General features: G+C 60.9%; 18 protein-coding genes. 12 read left to right on the forward strand and 6 right to left on the reverse strand.

The features are described 5' to 3' along the window. The first annotated feature begins 380 nt into the window (after positions 1–380). Entirely contained in the window at positions 381–1,046 is a 666-nt protein-coding gene (locus tag ACE3OH_RS09455; RefSeq protein ID WP_374351238.1) for a MarC family protein, read from the forward strand. 173 nt (positions 1,047–1,219) lie between these two features. On the opposite strand, the gene ACE3OH_RS09460 is transcribed toward ACE3OH_RS09455, so the two are convergent. Genes ACE3OH_RS09460 through ACE3OH_RS09475 form a run of 4 tightly spaced genes read right to left on the reverse strand, consistent with a single transcriptional unit; the run spans position 1,220 to position 2,926 of the window. Then, complete coding sequence (locus ACE3OH_RS09460; RefSeq protein WP_374351240.1) at positions 1,220–1,471, reverse strand: hypothetical protein; 252 nt, start codon at positions 1,469–1,471, stop codon at positions 1,220–1,222. Beyond that, positions 1,464–1,787 carry an SdpI family protein gene (locus ACE3OH_RS09465; protein WP_374351243.1) on the reverse strand — a complete coding sequence of 108 codons (324 nt, stop codon included), beginning with the start codon at positions 1,785–1,787 and terminating at the stop codon, positions 1,464–1,466. The genes ACE3OH_RS09460 and ACE3OH_RS09465 overlap by 8 nt, the downstream gene beginning before the upstream one ends. Further along, positions 1,784–2,032 carry a hypothetical protein gene (locus ACE3OH_RS09470; RefSeq protein ID WP_374351247.1) on the reverse strand — a complete coding sequence of 83 codons (249 nt, stop codon included), beginning with the start codon at positions 2,030–2,032 and terminating at the stop codon, positions 1,784–1,786. Before ACE3OH_RS09470 ends, ACE3OH_RS09465 begins: the two co-directional genes overlap by 4 nt. Positions 2,033–2,044: 12 nt before the next feature. Further along, the gene (locus ACE3OH_RS09475) at positions 2,045–2,926 is read right to left on the reverse strand and encodes an SPFH domain-containing protein (protein WP_374351250.1); all 882 of its coding nucleotides are present in this window, start codon (positions 2,924–2,926) and stop codon (positions 2,045–2,047) included. 531 nt (positions 2,927–3,457) lie between these two features. Between ACE3OH_RS09475 and ACE3OH_RS09480 the strand changes: the two genes are divergently transcribed. From ACE3OH_RS09480 to ACE3OH_RS09515, 8 genes are all read left to right on the forward strand, one after another. Then, entirely contained in the window at positions 3,458–5,008 is a 1,551-nt protein-coding gene (locus tag ACE3OH_RS09480) for a M20/M25/M40 family metallo-hydrolase (protein ID WP_374351252.1), read from the forward strand. Positions 5,009–5,259: 251 nt separating this feature from the next. Next, positions 5,260–6,609 carry a tRNA 5-hydroxyuridine modification protein YegQ gene (gene yegQ, locus ACE3OH_RS09485; RefSeq protein WP_374351254.1) on the forward strand — a complete coding sequence of 450 codons (1,350 nt, stop codon included), beginning with the start codon at positions 5,260–5,262 and terminating at the stop codon, positions 6,607–6,609. A 44-nt stretch (positions 6,610–6,653) separates the two neighbouring features. Next, positions 6,654–7,100 (forward strand): DUF6368 family protein, encoded by a 447-nt coding sequence (locus tag ACE3OH_RS09490; RefSeq protein WP_374351257.1) that lies wholly within the window; start codon positions 6,654–6,656, stop codon positions 7,098–7,100. A gap of 323 nt (positions 7,101–7,423) precedes the next feature. Beyond that, positions 7,424–8,728: a hemolysin family protein gene (locus ACE3OH_RS09495; protein WP_374351259.1), complete on the forward strand. Its 1,305-nt coding sequence runs from the start codon at positions 7,424–7,426 to the stop codon at positions 8,726–8,728. A 15-nt stretch (positions 8,729–8,743) separates the two neighbouring features. Next, a complete protein-coding gene (locus ACE3OH_RS09500; protein WP_374351261.1) occupies positions 8,744–9,556 on the forward strand; it encodes a ScpA family protein in 813 nt (270 codons plus the stop codon). A gap of 48 nt (positions 9,557–9,604) precedes the next feature. Further along, positions 9,605–10,171: an SMC-Scp complex subunit ScpB gene (gene scpB, locus ACE3OH_RS09505; protein WP_374351263.1), complete on the forward strand. Its 567-nt coding sequence runs from the start codon at positions 9,605–9,607 to the stop codon at positions 10,169–10,171. Between the two features lie 139 nt (positions 10,172–10,310). After that, complete coding sequence (locus ACE3OH_RS09510; RefSeq protein ID WP_374351265.1) at positions 10,311–12,539, forward strand: HDOD domain-containing protein; 2,229 nt, start codon at positions 10,311–10,313, stop codon at positions 12,537–12,539. A 219-nt stretch (positions 12,540–12,758) separates the two neighbouring features. Further along, positions 12,759–13,325, forward strand: a complete 567-nt coding sequence (locus ACE3OH_RS09515; RefSeq protein WP_374351267.1) for a phasin family protein — start codon at positions 12,759–12,761, stop codon at positions 13,323–13,325. 46 nt (positions 13,326–13,371) lie between these two features. Here ACE3OH_RS09515 and ACE3OH_RS09520 read toward each other — a convergent pair whose 3' ends face one another. Together ACE3OH_RS09520 and ACE3OH_RS09525 are read right to left on the reverse strand one after the other, a co-directional pair. Then, positions 13,372–14,106, reverse strand: coding sequence for a hypothetical protein (locus ACE3OH_RS09520; protein WP_374351268.1), 735 nt, complete (start codon positions 14,104–14,106; stop codon positions 13,372–13,374). Next, positions 14,094–15,023, reverse strand: a complete 930-nt coding sequence (locus ACE3OH_RS09525; RefSeq protein ID WP_374351270.1) for a LysR family transcriptional regulator — start codon at positions 15,021–15,023, stop codon at positions 14,094–14,096. Before ACE3OH_RS09525 ends, ACE3OH_RS09520 begins: the two co-directional genes overlap by 13 nt. A gap of 235 nt (positions 15,024–15,258) precedes the next feature. Between ACE3OH_RS09525 and ACE3OH_RS09530 the strand changes: the two genes are divergently transcribed. The 3 genes from ACE3OH_RS09530 to ACE3OH_RS09540 all read left to right on the forward strand — a co-directional run. Beyond that, positions 15,259–15,552, forward strand: a complete 294-nt coding sequence (locus tag ACE3OH_RS09530; protein ID WP_374351272.1) for a hypothetical protein — start codon at positions 15,259–15,261, stop codon at positions 15,550–15,552. A 41-nt stretch (positions 15,553–15,593) separates the two neighbouring features. Then, positions 15,594–16,271: a sulfite exporter TauE/SafE family protein gene (locus ACE3OH_RS09535; protein WP_374351274.1), complete on the forward strand. Its 678-nt coding sequence runs from the start codon at positions 15,594–15,596 to the stop codon at positions 16,269–16,271. Positions 16,272–16,288: 17 nt separating this feature from the next. Next, positions 16,289–16,597 (forward strand): hypothetical protein (locus ACE3OH_RS09540; protein WP_374351276.1); only part of this gene is annotated, 309 nt, incomplete at its 3' end.

Below are 16,597 nucleotides of genomic sequence, written 5' to 3' on the forward strand. Positions count from 1 at the left end.
GTTTTGGGCAAAATTCATGGGTGTCTCCACAGTTGCACTGGAACAAGCCTGTGTGTGGTGTGTGGATAAGCATGGCAAGGTATTGAAACTAAAGGATTTAGAAGTGCTGCTTAAAAAACAGGCGCTTCAACAAAAACTGTGCCAATCATGATGAATTTCAGACTGATGGTGGTTTGTCCAGCAAAAATCGGCAAGAATGCTGCGCTGTGTGAGCAGTTTTGCACAGAAAGATGGGCGTAAGCCTGTGTGTCATCTGTGGATAGTGTTGGCAAGTTGCTGACCCCATTGGCTTTATCTGCACTGCCTGAAAAACAGGCAGTGCGCGGGCGCCATTGGTTGGAGCGGCTATGATGCGAGTTGTCCACGCTTTGGGTAGAACCATGAAAGCTGATCTGATCGAATTCACCAAGAGCATCCTGCTGGTGCTCACCGCCTTGCTACCCATCATCAACCCGCCCGGGGTTGCGCCCATCTTCCTCACCTATACCCATGGCGCCAGCGAGGAAGAGCGGCGCATACTGGCCAAGCGTATCGCCATCAACAGTTTGTTCATGCTGTTTGCTGCCATGTTTATCGGTACCCATGTGCTGAATTTTTTCGGCATCTCGCTCGATGTGGTGCGGGTGGGGGGCGGCATGGTGGTGGTGGCAGCGGGTTGGCGCCTGCTGGATGCGGACGAGCACAGCAGCCACACCGATACCAAGATCGACAACCGGGTGATGCGCAAACGGGCGTTCTATCCGCTCACCTTTCCGTTCACCATCGGTCCGGGTTCGATTTCGGTGGCGATTACCCTGGCGGTGTCGCTGCGCGACAAACGCGGCCTCGATGCGCTGAACCTGGCCGGTGGCTGTGTCGGCATTGTGCTGATCTGCATCATCGTGTACCTAGCCTATCGCTTTGCCGACAAGCTGCTGTCGCGCCTTGGCGATACCGGCACCACTGTATTCCTGCGGCTTTCAGCCTTTATCCTGCTTTGCATTGGCGTGCAGATCTTCTGGATCGGTGCGTCGGAATTGCTGCGGGGTTTGATGTATGAGCCTTGATACAGGCGGGCGAGGGCGCGCCGCTTGGCCATGAGTAAAGCACCTCTGCTTCGCAAGGAAATCGCCGCTCGTATTGCTAGCGGCTTTGATGCACATATTCCCCGGGCAAAGCTGTGAGTTGCCTGTGGGCAAGTGCGTCAAGGGCTTGTCTTGATGGGGAAAACGGGTGCTGCCTAATTCTTGGGCGATGCAGTATCGGCTTGTGAGCCAGCGTCCTCATCCGCCTCCGTATCATGGCTATCGCTACGCTGCCTGCGTCGTGCTGCCGGTGCCACGGTGATGCCGCGTCGTGCCAGTGCATCGCGCAGCAGGAATTCGATCTGGCCGTTTATGCTGCGCAATTCGCTGGCAGCCAGCCGCTCCAGTGCTTCCCACAGGGCCGGATCGACGCGCAGCGGATAGGCTTTCTTGCCGGGGCTAGCCATCCGCTGGGCCCGCACGCCAGATCAGGTAGTCCAGCAATAGCGTCACGGCAAGCGCCACAAACAATGGCACGATACTGACGGCGATATCCCAGGGAAATGCCAGTTCCGGGTAGGCGTGCAGTCCGGCCAATCCGGTGGCACTGGCGAGTATCAGCAATATGCCGCCGATACGGTTGATGCGATACCAGTGCGATTCGTCACCATGTCTGCGGCGCGTGTGCATGCCGTAATGCGGGTTCGGTGGCACGAGGCCTGCGACCAGGGGCAGTGCTGCGAGCAGGCAGATGACATCGGGGAACCCAGGATGCCCGCTCATTGCTTTCCCCTGCGCCAGTGTGGCGGCTCGCCCTTGAGCAGGCACACCAAAAGCAGGCCACCCACCACGACGAATGTGCCTGCCGCAAACACCAGGGGCGATTGCTTCGGCGGGAAGCACAAGGCCACACTGATCTGGCCAAATACGGCTGCCAGCATGATCAGCCAACCCTGCCGGCAATGGGGTAGTCCCCAGCCCCAGCCATAGGTCTTGGCGGGAAACCAGTAACCGGGCTTTTTATCCAAAAGGCGCTCCGCCTATTGATAGAGTGAGCCGCTATTGATCACCGGTGCGACATCCTTCTCGCCTACCAGCACCACCAGCAGATTGGACACCATGGCAGCGCGGCGCTCGTCGTCGAGTTCGACCAGGCCTTTTTCCGACAGGCCATTCAGGGCCATTTCCACCATATCCACCGCGCCTTTGACGATCTTGCGGCGAGCGGCCAGCACCGCCTCGGCCTGTTGGCGGCGCAGCATGGCGCCGGCAATTTCCGGTGCATAGGCCAGATGGGTGAAGGTGGCGCTGTCTACTGCCAGGCCAGCTTGGGCCAGGCGCTGATCCAGTTCACGCTTGAGTCCCTTGGCGACGATATCGCTGCCGCCTCGCAGGGTCAGTTGCTCGGCCGGATGGCTGTCATCGAGATTGTCATAGGCATACAGGCTGGCCAGATGGCGGATGCCAGCCTCGCTCTGCACCCGCACAAACAGCTCGTAGTTGTCGACGTTGAAGCTGGCCTGCGCCGTATCTTCCACCCGCCAGACAATGGCCGCGGCAATTTCGATCGGATTGCCGCCATGGTCGTTGACCTTGAGCGTTTCCGACACGAAGTTGCGGGTACGCAGCGACAGCTTGCTCTTGCTGTAAAACGGATTGGCCCAGCGCAGGCCCTGGCTGCGATCGGTACCGCGATAGGCACCGAACAGCTTCAACACCGCTGCCTGGTTGGGTTCCAGCATATAGAGGCCGCTGAATATCAGCACGCAGGCAATCACTCCCGCGACCAACAACAGCAAGGTCAATGGCCCGGCGCGCTCGATGAGCAGCCAGAAACCCAGCAGCGGCAGGGCAATGCCGATCGCCAGCATCAGATAGCCATCGGCACTGCGATGCTCGATCTCGTGGTTGGGCGTATTCATGATGCCCGCTCCGTCTTTTGGCGACGCGATGCGAGCGCAGCGATGATCACGATAAGCAATACAGGCAGTGCATACATGTCCGGTCCTTTTGCGCAGTCGAGTGATTCAAAAGTGATATCACTTTGAAATCAATTTATGCGGCGGTCTGCCTGTTGGCAATGCCTTTCATCACATGTGCCTGCGGTCTGGCACTTTGTTGTGGAAGCGACACACAGCAGCGATTCGACCCGCCTCGCTTGCTCAATTGCATGCCACCGGCAACTCAACGTTCCGGCAGGCGTCTTCATGCAAGGCGAGCGAAGGGGAGTCGGATAGCACCAAGCGCATCAATGTGTTAGCTGCCGCTGCAACAGGCAGCGGGCCCTGCGTACCGGCCTTTGGAAGGTTTAACCATTTGCCCGGATCTGGCCAGCGGGCACGACTGTTCAGTTTTGCTTAATCACCATTAAGCGGCAGGGTACTCATATGTCATATATGACTAATGCATAATCCGCCGGCCTCGGGAGGCATGAACACTAACAAAGACGCGGGATGAATATGAACAAGACCTTGCTGGCTGCTGCATTGGCGGCCTGTGCCCTGGGTGTGCAGGCGGCACCGAAAAAGCTGTGGATCACCGTGGGTGATGATGGCTATGCCCAACTGCAGAGGATTGCGCCGCAGTTCAAGGCGCAGGATAGCCGGCCGATGGCATTCAGCGATGCCGGCCTGACCGAGCAAGTGCATATCGTCGAAGTGGACGATACGGTGCTGCACCCGCTGTCAGACGCAACCCACGAGGAATTGCACCGCTGCAGCGGCTTTATGGCGCACCGCAGCTATGCCGACGCGGTACGCGCCTTGCAAGCGGCGGCGCCATCAGCGCAAACCCGGCCCAGCTATGCCATCGACAATCAGGACGAAGTACGCCGGCTGATGGCAGGTCTATCGGAGCGCGCCATTGGCGACACCATTGTCGGCATGTCGCGCTTTCTCAATCGCTACTACCAGAGCCCGCATGGCGTCGAGGCGTCCAACTGGCTGATGAAACAGTGGCAGGGGCTGGCCCAGGGGCGAAATGACGTCACGGTCGAGCAGTTTGCCCATGCCGACTGGAAACAGAAGTCGGTGGTGCTGACCATACGCGGCCAACGCAATCCGGACGAAATCATCGTGCTGGGCGCGCATCTGGATTCCATCCACAAAGGCAGCAAGGCCGATGATATGGTCGCGCCGGGTGCGGATGACGATGCATCCGGCATCGCCAGCCTGACCGATGTGCTGCGCCAGATGATGGCCAAGGGCTACAAGCCCAACCGCACCATCAAGATCATTGGCTATGCCGCCGAAGAAGTGGGCCTGCGTGGCTCGCAAGATATCGCCGCCAAGTTCAAGGCACAAAACGCCAATGTGGTCGGCGTCATGCAGCTGGACATGACCAATTACAAGGGCGATGTGAACGATATCTATCTGTTCAGCGACTACACCGACAGCGAGCAGAACACCTTCCTTGCCAATCTGATCCGCACCTATCAACCCGAATTGAAAATCGGCGAAGACCGCTGCGGCTATGGTTGCAGTGACCATGCCTCGTGGAACCGGCTTGGTTATCGTGCCTCGATGCCTTTCGAGGCCAGCTTCAAGGGTATGAATCACAAGATTCACACCGAGAACGACACCTTCGAAAACATGGGCAGCCAGGCTAGCCATGCCTTGAAGTTCGCCCGGCTGGCGATGAGCTATGCGGTGGAGCTTGGCAGCGATGGCGCCACCACACCGCCACCGGGCGGCAATACCGGTGGTAACGAAACCAAGAGCGGCTCGCTGCGCCAGGGCGACAACAGCGCTTTCGGGCCCTATCGCTTGCAGGCGGGCAATCGCATCGAGGCGACGCTGAGCGGGCAGGGTGATGCTGACCTGTATCTGCGCAATGGTGCGGCGCCTACCCTGCTGGATTGGGACTGCCGGCCCTATCGTGGCGACAGCGATGAGCGCTGTGTGTATACCGCGACCAGTGCCAGCGATATCTACCTGATGCTCAATGCCTATCGCGATGCCAGCTATGTCCTCAAGGTGCAGACCACGGGGCAGACCAGCCGCTGACGTCGCTGACCGCCACGGCGCTCATTGTGGATTCGTTGCCGGCCTGGGCGGGCGTCCGCCTGCGGCGGAGCTTGGCGTCTGCCTTTCCCCCTGTTTGCCTTGGCAAACAGGGGCTTGCCGGGTATCTGGGCTGCAATTTTGCAAGCCTTGGACGGCGCCCCGGCTTGGGCAGCGGGTGACGCCGGGTGTAGAATCCCGCCCATTCTCGACAGCCCCACCGTGCGTGGGGCTGCTTGTTTGGAGCGATTGCCATGAAGTACAAAACCCCCGAACTGCTGCTGCCCGCTGGTGACTTGGAGCGCATGCGCGCCGCCTACGACTACGGCGCCGACGCCGTCTACGCCGGTCAGCCGCGCTACTCGCTGCGTGCCCGCAATAACGATTTCAAGCTGGAAAACCTCAAGGCCGGTATCGAAGAGGCCCATGCCCGTGGCAAGAAGCTGTTCGTGGCCAGCAATATCCTGCCGCATAACGCCAAGGTGAAGACTTATCTGGCCGATATGGAACCGGTGATCGCCATGAAGCCCGACGCGCTGATCATGGCCGACCCCGGCCTGATCATGATGGTGCGCGAGAAGTGGCCAGAGCAGACCATCCACCTCAGCGTGCAGGCCAATACGGTGAACTATGCCGGGGTGAAGTTCTGGCAAAGCCTGGGTCTGGAGCGGGTGATCCTGTCGCGCGAGTTGTCCTTGGACGAAGTCGAGGAAATCCGCCAGCTCTGCCCGGATATGGAGTTGGAAGTGTTCGTGCACGGCGCGCTGTGCATCGCCTACTCGGGCCGCTGCCTGCTGTCGGGCTACTTCAACCACCGCGACCCGAACCAGGGCACCTGCACCAACGCCTGCCGCTGGGACTACAAGGTGCACGACGCGTTTGAAGACGATGCCGGCCAGGCGCAGGTGATCCAGCTCGACTTCAAGAAAGCGATGGAAGAGGCCAACAACGATTTCGCCAGCGCCGGCGACACCCCGCGCCACCCGCTGGCCGACAAGCCCTACCTGATCGAAGAAGCCAATCGCCCCGGCGAGTTGATGGAAATCAGCGAGGACGAGCACGGCACCTACATCATGAATTCGAAAGACCTGCGCGCCATCGAGCATATCGAGCGGCTGGTGAAGATCGGCGTCGATTCGCTGAAGATCGAAGGGCGTACCAAGTCGAAATACTACGTGGCCCGCACCGCCCAGACCTACCGCCAGGCCATCGACGACGCCGTGGCCGGCCGCCCGTTCAACCCGGCGCTGCTGGCCGACCTGGATGGCCTCGCCAACCGTGGCTACACCGACGGCTTCTACCAGCGCCACCATAGCCACGAAACGCAGAACTACCTCGACGGCCACTCCAAGTCCAAGCAAAGCCAGTATGTGGGCAATGTAAAGGCGGTGGTGGACGGCTGGGCCGAGATCGAGGTGAAGAACAAGTTTGCCGTGGGCGACAAGCTGGAACTGGTGCATCCGGCCGGCAACCAGATCATCGAGTTGGCCGCCATGACCAATCTGGACGGCGGCACGATGGAGGTGGCACCGGGCGTGGGCCATGTGGTGCGGGTACCACTGGCGGCGGAGATGGCTGGGGCGATGGTGACAAGGTTGTTGTAGCCCCTTCCTATTGCATTTATTGGCGTCTTTGTAGGAATGAACAAATGGCGGGAGCCTGTATTGCGGTGCTGTTTTATGGCACGCCCACTTCTGAGCAGCAAGAGCGCTTTGCGCGCTATATCACAACTGTGGCGAGCTCAAGCGAAAGGCAGGCATTTTGGATCTGCGGTCTCCCGTTTTCTTACAGCACGCAAGCTTTGAATGACGACGAAATCGCCCAATATTCCGTGGTCGGTGGGTTCAACTATTCATTGGTGATTTGCGCCGGCGCCCGTGGCGTTCCCAGTGATGTCTTCCTTGCGATGTTGGCCGCAAAGGTCGCCGAAATGTTTAGTGGCCAAATTGTGTTTGAAGGCGGCATTCCCTCTTATACGTCCGATCCGGTAGCCTTGACTTTGGAAGGTAGAACGGCCTGCGTAGGATATGACTTGCTTTCGGCAACCTACTTGTCCCATTGGATCAACCACCAAGACTTCGGAATACCCAATTGAGGGGATGTTTCCAAACGATCTGTCGAATCACTCGGCTGCAAGGCAAGCCGTGCCTGTTGCTAATGCATGCCGGTACGCCGGTTGATCAGTCAGTTCGAAACCCATCACCTTCAACTTTGGCCTACCAGTCACCGAGCTGTCCCAAATCCTCTCTACCTCCCGCCTGCGGCGTTACGGATGCCGGGCGGGGCGGATCGTGTGCTTGAAAGGCGCCCGGTCTGTAAGTGGCGACGGCAATACGTTTGCCGGGAATGCCGCGCCAAGCAGCACCCCGACCAGCCAGCTCGGTTACACTAGCCACTTTCCATCACACCGCCTGCCCTATGGAGATTGCCCTACTACTCGGACTGATCGTGCTCAATGGCTTCTTTGCCATGTCCGAGATTGCGCTGGTTGCCGCACGAAAAGCGCGTTTGCAGGTACTGGCTGAAGGCGGGGATGGTGCGGCCCGTGCCGCGATCCAGCTGGGTGAAAACCCCACGCGCTTTCTCTCTACCGTACAGATCGGTATCACTTCCATCGGCGTGCTCAATGGCATTGTCGGCGAGTCAGCACTCGCCGGCCCATTTTCCGAATGGTTGGTCGGGCTAGGCATGCCCAAGCACCCGGCAGAAGTGATTGCGCTGGTGCTGGTGGTCGTTGTCATCACCTATGTCACCATTATCCTCGGCGAGCTGGTGCCCAAGCGCATCGGGCAGATGAGTCCCGAGCCGATCGCCCGCCTGGTTGCCCGCCCCATGCAATGGCTGGCAACCATCACCAAGCCGTTTGTGCGACTGCTCACCTCCAGCACCGAAATCGTATTGCGCGGGCTCGGCATCAGAGATGACCAGCAAAATGCCGTCACCGAGGAGGAAATCCACGCGCTGCTGGCCGAAGGATCCGAATCGGGCGCCATCGAGGCGCAAGAGCATGAAATGGTGCGCAATGTGTTCCGGCTGGATGACCGGCAGATCGGCTCACTGATGACACCGCGCTCCGAGATCGTATGCCTCGACCTCGACGACGATATGCAGATCAATCTGCGCAAAATCGCCGAGACCGACCACTCGCGTTATCCGGTCTGCCGTGGCGGCGTCGAGACGGTGCTGGGTATTGCGACCGCCAAGCAGATCCTTGGCCAGACCTTGCAGGGCAAAGCGCCGGATTTTTCCACCAATTTGCAGCCGGTGGTCTATGTGCCGGATACCCTTACCGGCATGGAGCTGCTGGACAACTTTCGCCAGACCTCGGTGCAGATGGCCCTGGTGATCGACGAATACGGCGAAGTACTGGGCATGGTCACGCTGCAAGACCTGCTGGAGGCCATTACCGGTGAATTCAAACCGGAAGACGCCGAGAACGCCTGGTCGGTGCAGCGTGAAGATGGCTCCTGGCTGCTCGATGGCCTGATTCCGATTCCGGAATTGAAAGACTGCCTTGGCTTGCGGGCAGTGCCGGAAGAAGACAAGGGGCGTTATCACACCTTGGCGGGCATGGTGCTATTGCTGCTTGGCCGCTTGCCGCGCACCGCCGACAAGGTCGAATGGGCGGACTGGGTGCTGGAAGTGGTGGATATGGACGGCAAGCGTATCGACAAGGTACTGGCCAGCCGCCTGCCGGATGCGGACGATAGTGCGGATCCCTAGCAGGGTTGGGCGACCATGAGTGAGATCGCCGCCTTACCGGAACCCCTCGCCCTTATCTTCGGCCAGCCTGTCACCGAGCTGCCGAATGACCTTTATATTCCGCCCGATGCGCTGCGGGTAATGCTGGAGCGCTTCGAGGGGCCGCTTGATCTGCTGCTTTATCTGATCCGCAAGCAGAACCTCGACATCCTCGATATCCCGATGGCGGTGGTGACCCGCCAATATATGGATTATGTCGAGGCGATGCGGGTGCAGCAGCTCGAGCTGGCTGCCGAATACCTGCTGATGGCGGCGTTGCTGATCGAGATCAAGTCGCGCATGCTGCTGCCCAAGCCGGCGGTGGTGGAGGGGGATGAGCACGACCCGCGCGCCGAGCTGGTGCGGCGCCTGCTGGAATACGAGCAGATGAAACTGGCGGCGTTCGAAATCGATCAGCTGCCGATGGCAGGTCGCGATTTTTCATGGGCCGCTGCCTGGTTCGACCGCGAAATGGTGGTGCGCCTGCCCGAGGTGACACCGGTCGACCTGAAAAACGCCTGGATGGCGCTGCTGGCGCGGGCCAAGCACACCAAGAGCCATCTGGTAAAGCCGGACGAATTGAGCGTGCGCGAGCAGATGAGCCAGATCCTCAAGCAGCTGGCCGATGGGGCTTTCAAGGAATTCGCCGAGCTGTTCGATACCGGCCGTGGCGTGCCGCTGCTGGTGGTGAGCTTTATCGCGGTGCTGGAGTTGACCAAGGAAGGCATGATCGCCGTCACCCAGGCCGAGCCCTATGCGCCGATCTATGTGCGGCTGGCGGGGGCTGAGCCGGCGCCGCTTGCCGCCTGATCGCCCGCGGCTACCCAGGCCGGCAGCCGGCTGGCACAATCGCGCCCCATGTCCTCCAGCCTTCACGACCGCCAGCATATCCACACTGTTATCGAGACCGCCCTGTTGGTCGCGCAGGAGCCGCTGGGCCTGCACGATCTGAAAAAGCTGTTTGCCGAGGAACTGAAAGCCGAATTCCTGCATGAGGTGCTCGATGCCATTGCGCAGTCCTGGGCGGGCCGGGGGGTGGAGCTGGTCAAGCTGGCCACCGGCTGGCGCTTTCGTGCCCGGCTGGAATACCAGCCTTATCTGGACCGACTGAGCCCGGAAAAGCCGCCGCGCTATTCGCGCGCGGTGATGGAAACCTTGGCCATCATCGCCTACAAGGGCCCGCTGACCCGTGGCGAGATCGAGGAAATCCGTGGTGTGGCGGTGTCAACCCAGATCGTGAAAACTCTGGAAGAGCGCGGCTGGATCGAGGTGGTCGGCCATCGCGAAACACCGGGCCGGCCCGGACTCTATGCCACCACCCGCGCCTTTCTCGACGACCTGGGCCTGAAGAGTCGCAGCGAATTGCCGCCCTTGAGCGAGCTGGGGCAGCTGGTGCTGCCGGAGCCGGCTGATACCGCTCAATAGCCAAGCCAGCTGTCTGCCGCAAACCTGCTAGCCTGAGTTGTTGGTGCCCGGCTGCGCGCCGGCACTGGCGGCCTTGCCGCCGTGCCCCGGTCACGCTGCGCCGCTTCGCGCTGGACTATCGCTGATACGGGAGGAGCAGATGGACGAGATCATCTACACCTTGAGCGAACCCTTGGGCGGCGCCTGGCTGGCCAGTGCCGACGATGGCCACCCCGCCTTGCTGCTGCCAGATCCGGGCGTCGACCATGGTCAGCTGCCGCTTGGCAATCTGCACCCGGTATTGGCCACGCTGGAAGGCTGGGCGTCGATCGATGGCACGCCCTGGCTGGCTTATCGCTGGGCAGCTGGAGTGAATCTGGCGCATCGGCTGAGCGGCTTGCCCTTGCAGCCGATCGAGGCGGTGAGCCTGCTGCTACGTGTGCTCGATGGCGTGGCGCACGCCCGGCTGGCCGGCTTGTCGCTGGGTGCCTTGCTGGCCGAGCGTATTGTCATCCACGATGGCGATGAGCCGCTGCTGGCGGCGGTATTGCCGGCCGGCACGCCGGGCGAGGACCCGATCGCCGGTGCCGGCCGCCTGTTGTTTCATCTATTGTTCGGCATGCCCTTGGCGGACCTCGATCCGCAAGTGTTGCACGATCTGTCGGGGCTCGAATTGGACCCGCAGCTGGCCAGCCTGCTGCATGGTGCCCTGGGCGAGGCGGGCGCTCCCCATTTCGAACATGTGCTGGACCTTCGCGCCGCCCTGCGTGACTACCTCGATGCACAACAGTTACCGGAGCCACCCAGTGCCGACGATGGCGGGCCGGTCGACCAGCTGCTGCGGCGCATGGGACGCGATGCCGAGTTTCCCTCGCTATCGCGCGCCGTGGGAGCCATCAACCGGCTGGCCGATGCTGATAGCGAGCGCCTGCAAGGCTTGTCCTCGCTGATCCTGCGCGACTTTGCCCTGACCAATAAGGTGCTGCGTCTGGCTAACTCGGCCAGCTTCGGCCAGTTTGGCGGTGCTACCAGCACCATATCGCGCGCCGTGATGGTATTGGGCTTCAACGCCATCAAATCACTGGCGATGACGGTGATGCTGATCGAGCATCTGGGCAACCACCAGCATGCAGACGAGCTGAAAGACGAAGTGGCCCGCGCGTTTTTCTCCAGTCTGGTGGCGCGCAAGCTGGCCGAACGCTGCGGATTCCATGATCTGGAAGAGGCCAGGGTGGCTGGCATGTTTCACCACCTGGGGCGCCTATTGGCACTGTTTTTCAGTCGCGAGGAAGCGCAGGCGGCTTTGGCCGAGATCGCCGGCGGTGAGTCGGACGACGTGGCGGCATGCCGCCATCTGGGCGCCAGCTTTGAGGTGATAGGCGCGGGCGTGGCAAGGGTGTGGAATCTGCCGGACAAGCTGATCGCCAGCATGGCGCCATTGCAAGCCAAGCCAGCTGCGCCGCGCAGCGAGGGCGAATGGCTGCGCCTCTTTGCCAATGCCGCCAGCCAGCTGATGGCGGCCACCTTTGCCGACACCGAGCCGGAACGCACTCGCCACTTCCTGCTGGCCCGCGAGCTGTATGCCGAGCCCTTGCATCTGGCAGAGCGGGATTTGCGGCTGGCAATGGATGAGGCGGTGCGCGATACCATCAAGGAGGCGGCGATTTTCGGCATGGCAGCGCCGCAGGGCGGGGCGCTGGCGCGCTTGCGGCAACTGGCCGGCCTGCCGGAGCTGGATGCACCGCGCAGCGCCGAGCCGGCCGTGCCACAGACCGCAGCCGAGCAAGCCTCGGTCGAGCCGGCTGCAACGGTCGTGTCGGCGGTGCCCGATAGCGTGGCGATCCGGCTGGCCAGTCATGATCGCCCTGAGGTGGTGGCGGCGCTGGCTGCCTGCGTGCAGGAAGTCAGCGAGACCTTGGTGAGCGACTTCAAGCTGAACGATCTGCTGCGCATGATTCTGGAAACCCTGTTCCGCAGCCTCGCTGCCGACCGGGTGCTGTTGGCCACGCGCAGTGTGCAGCGCAATGCCATTGTCGGGCGCTTCGGTTTTGGCGAGCAGATCGGTGATTTCAGCAGCGGCTTTGTGGTGCCGCTGGACGATAGCGCCGATGTGCTGCGCGGCGCCCTGGCCGGCAATATGGACATGCTGGTTGACGATTGCGGCGCAGCCGCCATGCGCGAGCGTATTTCGCCCTGGTTCCGGCAGCTGAATCACGGGCGCAGCTTTCTGTTGCTGCCCATCGTGCTCGATCGCAAGATCGTTGGCCTGTTTTATGTCGATTGCAACGAGCCTTTCCAGCTCAAGCTTGGCAGCAAGGAGTTGGCCTTGGCGAAAACCCTTAGGAATCAAGCGATTCTGGCAATACGGCAAAAAACGCCGGTGGCCTGATTGCGCTGCCGCAATAGATTTTTTGCTCTACGCCGTAATCAATTGTTAACAAAGGGAAAGTTTGTCTGTGGTGGATTTTGTGCAATGCACAAATAGTTGTTGACGGCCTTGGATGGGCTACGCATAATCGATTCATGGTGCGGTGCAATACATGAACTGCGCCGGCGGGCCATACATCGAGCCCGGCTTTCACCGCCTGTCAATCTGAGGAGAAAAACCATGACCACCACCCAAGATTTCGCTGCAATCGGCAATGCCCAACTGGAAAAGTCGATCCGTCTGTCCAATATCGCCCTGGCTGGCGTTGAGCGCCTGGTCAGCCTGCAGCTCGACGTCGCCCGCGATCTGCTGTCTGACAACACCAGCACCGTGAAGGCTTTCACCGAGGTGAAGGACGTTCAGGGCTGGATCGCCCTGCAGCAGCAACTGGCCCAGCCGGTCATCGACAAGGCTCTGGCTGTTGCCAAAACTGTCTACGAAGCCACCAGCAGCACCCAGGCTGAACTCGGCCAGTTCGTGGAAGAGCAAGTGGTCGACTTCAACAAGAACCTGGTCGCTTCGCTGGACAAGGCTGTCAAGCAGGCTCCGGCTGGCTCGGAAATCGTGGTGTCGGCAGTGAAGACCGCCGTGGCCACTGCTGCCTCGGCTTACGACACCGTTGCCAAGACCGCCAAGAAGGTCACCAGCGACTTCGCAGAAGCCGGTGTAGCTGCCGCCGAAACCTCGGCCAAGGCCGCTGCTGGCGTAGCCAAGTCCTCGGCTCGCAAGACCGCTGCTGCTGCCTGATCGATCACCGATCCTGCCAGTGAGGCCCGCGTTTGACGCGGGCCTTTTATTTTGTGGCGCTGCCGGCCCCAGTGTTTGGCGGGCTGGCCAGCCACAGCAGTGTTCTGGCCAGAAACTGTGCGGGTGCGATGGCCTCGCTGGAGAGCTGGGCAAATGCCGGTGGTAGTGAATGGACGGGTTCGAAGCCCGCATCATCATGTTCGGCAAGATAGGTGGCGGCCAAGGCCGCCAGCCTGGCCGATATGGCCTGCTGGCCAAGCCACAGTGCCGCTGGCCCCGATTGCTGCAGGCTGGCCATGGTGGCGGCTTGCATGGCAAGACCTACGCCCAGTTCACTGGCCAGGGCGGCCATGAAGTGTGGCGCCTGCAGCCCGCCGGCATGCAACCAGCCATCGGGCTGTGGCGCCAAGGCATCAAGTAGCTTGCGTGCCGCTTCAATTGCCTGTCGGCGCCCGCCCACGGCCAGCAAAAAACCATGATCGGCCGCAAACGGACTGTCCTGGAAGGCGAGGCTGATGTGTTGTTCGGCCGGTATGCCAGCTAGCGGCGTTGTGCCGGTGTCGATGTACAGATCACCCGGCGCCAGTGGCGGCGGCGTGGCGCAGGCCGCTATCCATAGCCTTGGGGCGGTGAGCTGGCCGGCTTGTGCGGCATCGGCGAGACGGGGCCAGGATGGTGCTGCCGGCGTAGCCAATGGGTCGAGCAGCTGGCCTTGCCAGCCCTGCTTGTCCAGCCGCTGCAACAGTGAGGCAGGCTGGCCGGCAAGGATCAGGGTGGGCAAGCGGCACTCCCATGGCACAGGCGCTGCTGCACATCGGGCTTGGCGAAATGATCGAGAAACCAGCGCAATGCATTGCCGCGCGCCTTGCTTGGCCATGCGACATGCAGGCTTGCCTGTTGTTTGGTCTCTTCCGCCTGCAATTCGATAAGGCGGCCATCGGCCAGATAGGGGGTGGCGATCCGGCGTGGCAAATATCCGACACCGAGGCCGCCCAGTTGCGCGGCGAGTTTCTCTGCCTGGCTGCTGACCGTGAGTGTGGGTTGGCCGGTCAACAGGCCCGAGGTACGCGGCGCCAGGCTGCGTGAGCTGTCTCCCACGCTGATCGCCCGGTATTCCCTGATCAGCTGCATGGGCAGGGGAGCCTCATCGACAAAGGCTGCCAGCGGGTGCTGCGGTGCCACCGCCAGCACGAACTCCACCGTGCCAAGCAGAAAACTCTTGAAGCCGCCGCCGGGTGGTGCATCGTCTGGCGCGCCTACGGCAAAGTCGGCGCGGCCGGTGTATAGCGCATCCCAAGAGCCGCCATAGACTTCATGGCTGAAACGTAAGCGGGTTTGCCCGCCGTGCAGGTCGAATTCATGGATCGAATCGAGCAAGGCGGTGAAGTCGACCAGATCGCCCACGGCAATCCGCAGTTCCGGCTCCCAGCCGGTGGCCACCCGTTTTACCCGCGCCTCCAGCGCCAGTGCCGCGTCGAGCAAGGGGCGGCCTTCGCGCAACAATTCCTGCCCGGCTGGCGTCAGTCTGGCGCGATGGCCGCTGCGGTCGAAAATCAATACATCCAGGTCCTGTTCCAGTTTCTGGATGGTGTAGGTGATGGCAGAAGGAACGCGATGCAGCTCCAGTGCGGCATTGGCGAAACTGCCTTTTCGATCGATGGCATCAAGTACCAGCAAGGCATCCAGGGAAAGGCGCATGGACAGATTGAGTTCAGGAAGAAGGTGAAGGAATGCGTCGTGAATGCGGATTATCGCGCAGGGTGGGCGTTTCACCGATCCGTTTGTCGGTTGCCCTGTGATTGATGGTGCGATGCAGCAGAAAACGCCGATCTAGGTAATTGATCTGAAAGCACTTTCGGCGCCATGCCGGGCGGAGTAGGATGAAGTCAGTGCTGGCGGTAGATCAGCATAATCGAGATGGAGACAAATAGAGATGAAGTTCCGGTCCTTGCTGGTGTTGTGGCCATCGTTCGTGGTGGCCGGTATCCTCAATAGCCTGTTTTTTGCGCTGTTCGATCCCCTTGAATTGACCATCAATGGTGAGCTGATTTTCACCAGCCGCATGGTCGCCTATAGCGTCGGATTCTTTATCTGTTGGATTTTCACCGCAATATCAAGCGGCCTCACCCTGTTCTTCGAGCGTGACAGCACCCAGGTGAATCGCTACTGCGCCTTGCCCGTGCGTAAGGCCGAAGCACCACAGGATGATGCGCACCTGGTGCATTGATCGTCTTTCCTCGATTGCGCTGCGCTTGATAAGCTGGCGCGATGGAAAATCTGCTTGGTATAGGGGCTTGGGCGCTCGCCGGCTTGCTCGGCGGCGCCCATTGCCTTGGTATGTGCGGTGGCCTGTCTGCCGCCTTGGGCTTGAACGCTAGCGCTGTACGGCGCTGGCCGCTGTTGCTGGCCGCCAATGTCGGCAGGGTCAGCAGTTATACGCTGATCGGGGCCGCGCTAGGTGGCATTGGCGGCTTGTCCGCCTGGTTGCCGCTGGCTGCCAAGATTCAAGTTGGCCTCTATCTGCTGTCCAATCTGCTTATTGTCTTGCTGGGCTTGTATATCGCCGATCTATCGCGTTTTGTCGTGCAACTCGAAAGATTGGGCGGTGGCATCTGGCGGCGCCTGCAGCCGCGCTTCCTCGGCTTGTTGCCCTTGCGTAGTGCATCGGCCGCATTTGCTGCCGGCGCCTTGTGGGGCTGGCTACCCTGCGGCTTGGTCTATAGCGCCGGCATGGCGGCCATGGCCAGTGGCAGTGCCTTGCTTGGTGCCGCCACATTGCTGGCTTTCGGTGTCGGCACCTTGCCCAATCTGCTCGGCATGGCCTTGGCCGCGCGCCATTTGGATAGGTGGCGGCAGCGCCGCTCGGTCAGGCTGGTCGCGGGCCTGTCGTTGTCTGCCTATGGTTTGCTGCAATTGCTGCACGCCGCGCTTGCGGTGATCCGCTAGGCGAGAGGGAATCGCATATGGACTATTTCGATGGCTTGCCCGCGTATCACGCGGCTCAGCAGGCGCTGCTCGAAGGGGCGATGCGCCGGATTGACTGGGTGGACCCCGATCTGAGCGCGACCACTGCCGCATCCTCACTGTGTGCCGACCAGTTTGCCCGTATTGCCAAGGCATCGACGCTGGCGAAAATCCGGGTCCTGTTGCGAAACGACACATATCTGTGGCGCCGATGCCAAAGACTGACTATGCTTCTCAACGCATACTCGCATGTGCTCGAAATCAGGCTGGTCGATGAGGTGGATGCCCCGCAAATCCCGGCCTGTTTG

The organism is Chitinimonas sp., from assembly GCF_041904975.1.
Lineage (GTDB): Bacteria > Pseudomonadota > Gammaproteobacteria > Burkholderiales > Chitinimonadaceae > Chitinimonas.

Excerpts from the sequence above, each read along its gene's own strand:
- ACE3OH_RS09460 (WP_374351240.1), bottom strand. The coding sequence starts at position 1,471 with ATGGCTAGCCCCGGCAAGAAAGCCTATCCGCTGCGCGTCGATCCGGCC.
- scpB (WP_374351263.1), top strand. The coding sequence starts at position 9,605 with ATGTCCTCCAGCCTTCACGACCGCCAGCATATCCACACTGTTATCGAG.
- ACE3OH_RS09500 (WP_374351261.1), top strand. The coding sequence starts at position 8,744 with ATGAGTGAGATCGCCGCCTTACCGGAACCCCTCGCCCTTATCTTCGGC.
- yegQ (WP_374351254.1), top strand. The coding sequence starts at position 5,260 with ATGAAGTACAAAACCCCCGAACTGCTGCTGCCCGCTGGTGACTTGGAG.
- ACE3OH_RS09530 (WP_374351272.1), top strand. The coding sequence starts at position 15,259 with ATGAAGTTCCGGTCCTTGCTGGTGTTGTGGCCATCGTTCGTGGTGGCC.
- ACE3OH_RS09535 (WP_374351274.1), top strand. The coding sequence starts at position 15,594 with ATGGAAAATCTGCTTGGTATAGGGGCTTGGGCGCTCGCCGGCTTGCTC.
- ACE3OH_RS09515 (WP_374351267.1), top strand. The coding sequence starts at position 12,759 with ATGACCACCACCCAAGATTTCGCTGCAATCGGCAATGCCCAACTGGAA.
- ACE3OH_RS09495 (WP_374351259.1), top strand. The coding sequence starts at position 7,424 with ATGGAGATTGCCCTACTACTCGGACTGATCGTGCTCAATGGCTTCTTT.
- ACE3OH_RS09480 (WP_374351252.1), top strand. The coding sequence starts at position 3,458 with ATGAATATGAACAAGACCTTGCTGGCTGCTGCATTGGCGGCCTGTGCC.
- ACE3OH_RS09455 (WP_374351238.1), top strand. The coding sequence starts at position 381 with ATGAAAGCTGATCTGATCGAATTCACCAAGAGCATCCTGCTGGTGCTC.
- ACE3OH_RS09510 (WP_374351265.1), top strand. The coding sequence starts at position 10,311 with ATGGACGAGATCATCTACACCTTGAGCGAACCCTTGGGCGGCGCCTGG.
- ACE3OH_RS09490 (WP_374351257.1), top strand. The coding sequence starts at position 6,654 with ATGGCGGGAGCCTGTATTGCGGTGCTGTTTTATGGCACGCCCACTTCT.
- ACE3OH_RS09475 (WP_374351250.1), bottom strand. The coding sequence starts at position 2,926 with ATGAATACGCCCAACCACGAGATCGAGCATCGCAGTGCCGATGGCTAT.
- ACE3OH_RS09525 (WP_374351270.1), bottom strand. The coding sequence starts at position 15,023 with ATGCGCCTTTCCCTGGATGCCTTGCTGGTACTTGATGCCATCGATCGA.
- ACE3OH_RS09465 (WP_374351243.1), bottom strand. The coding sequence starts at position 1,787 with ATGAGCGGGCATCCTGGGTTCCCCGATGTCATCTGCCTGCTCGCAGCA.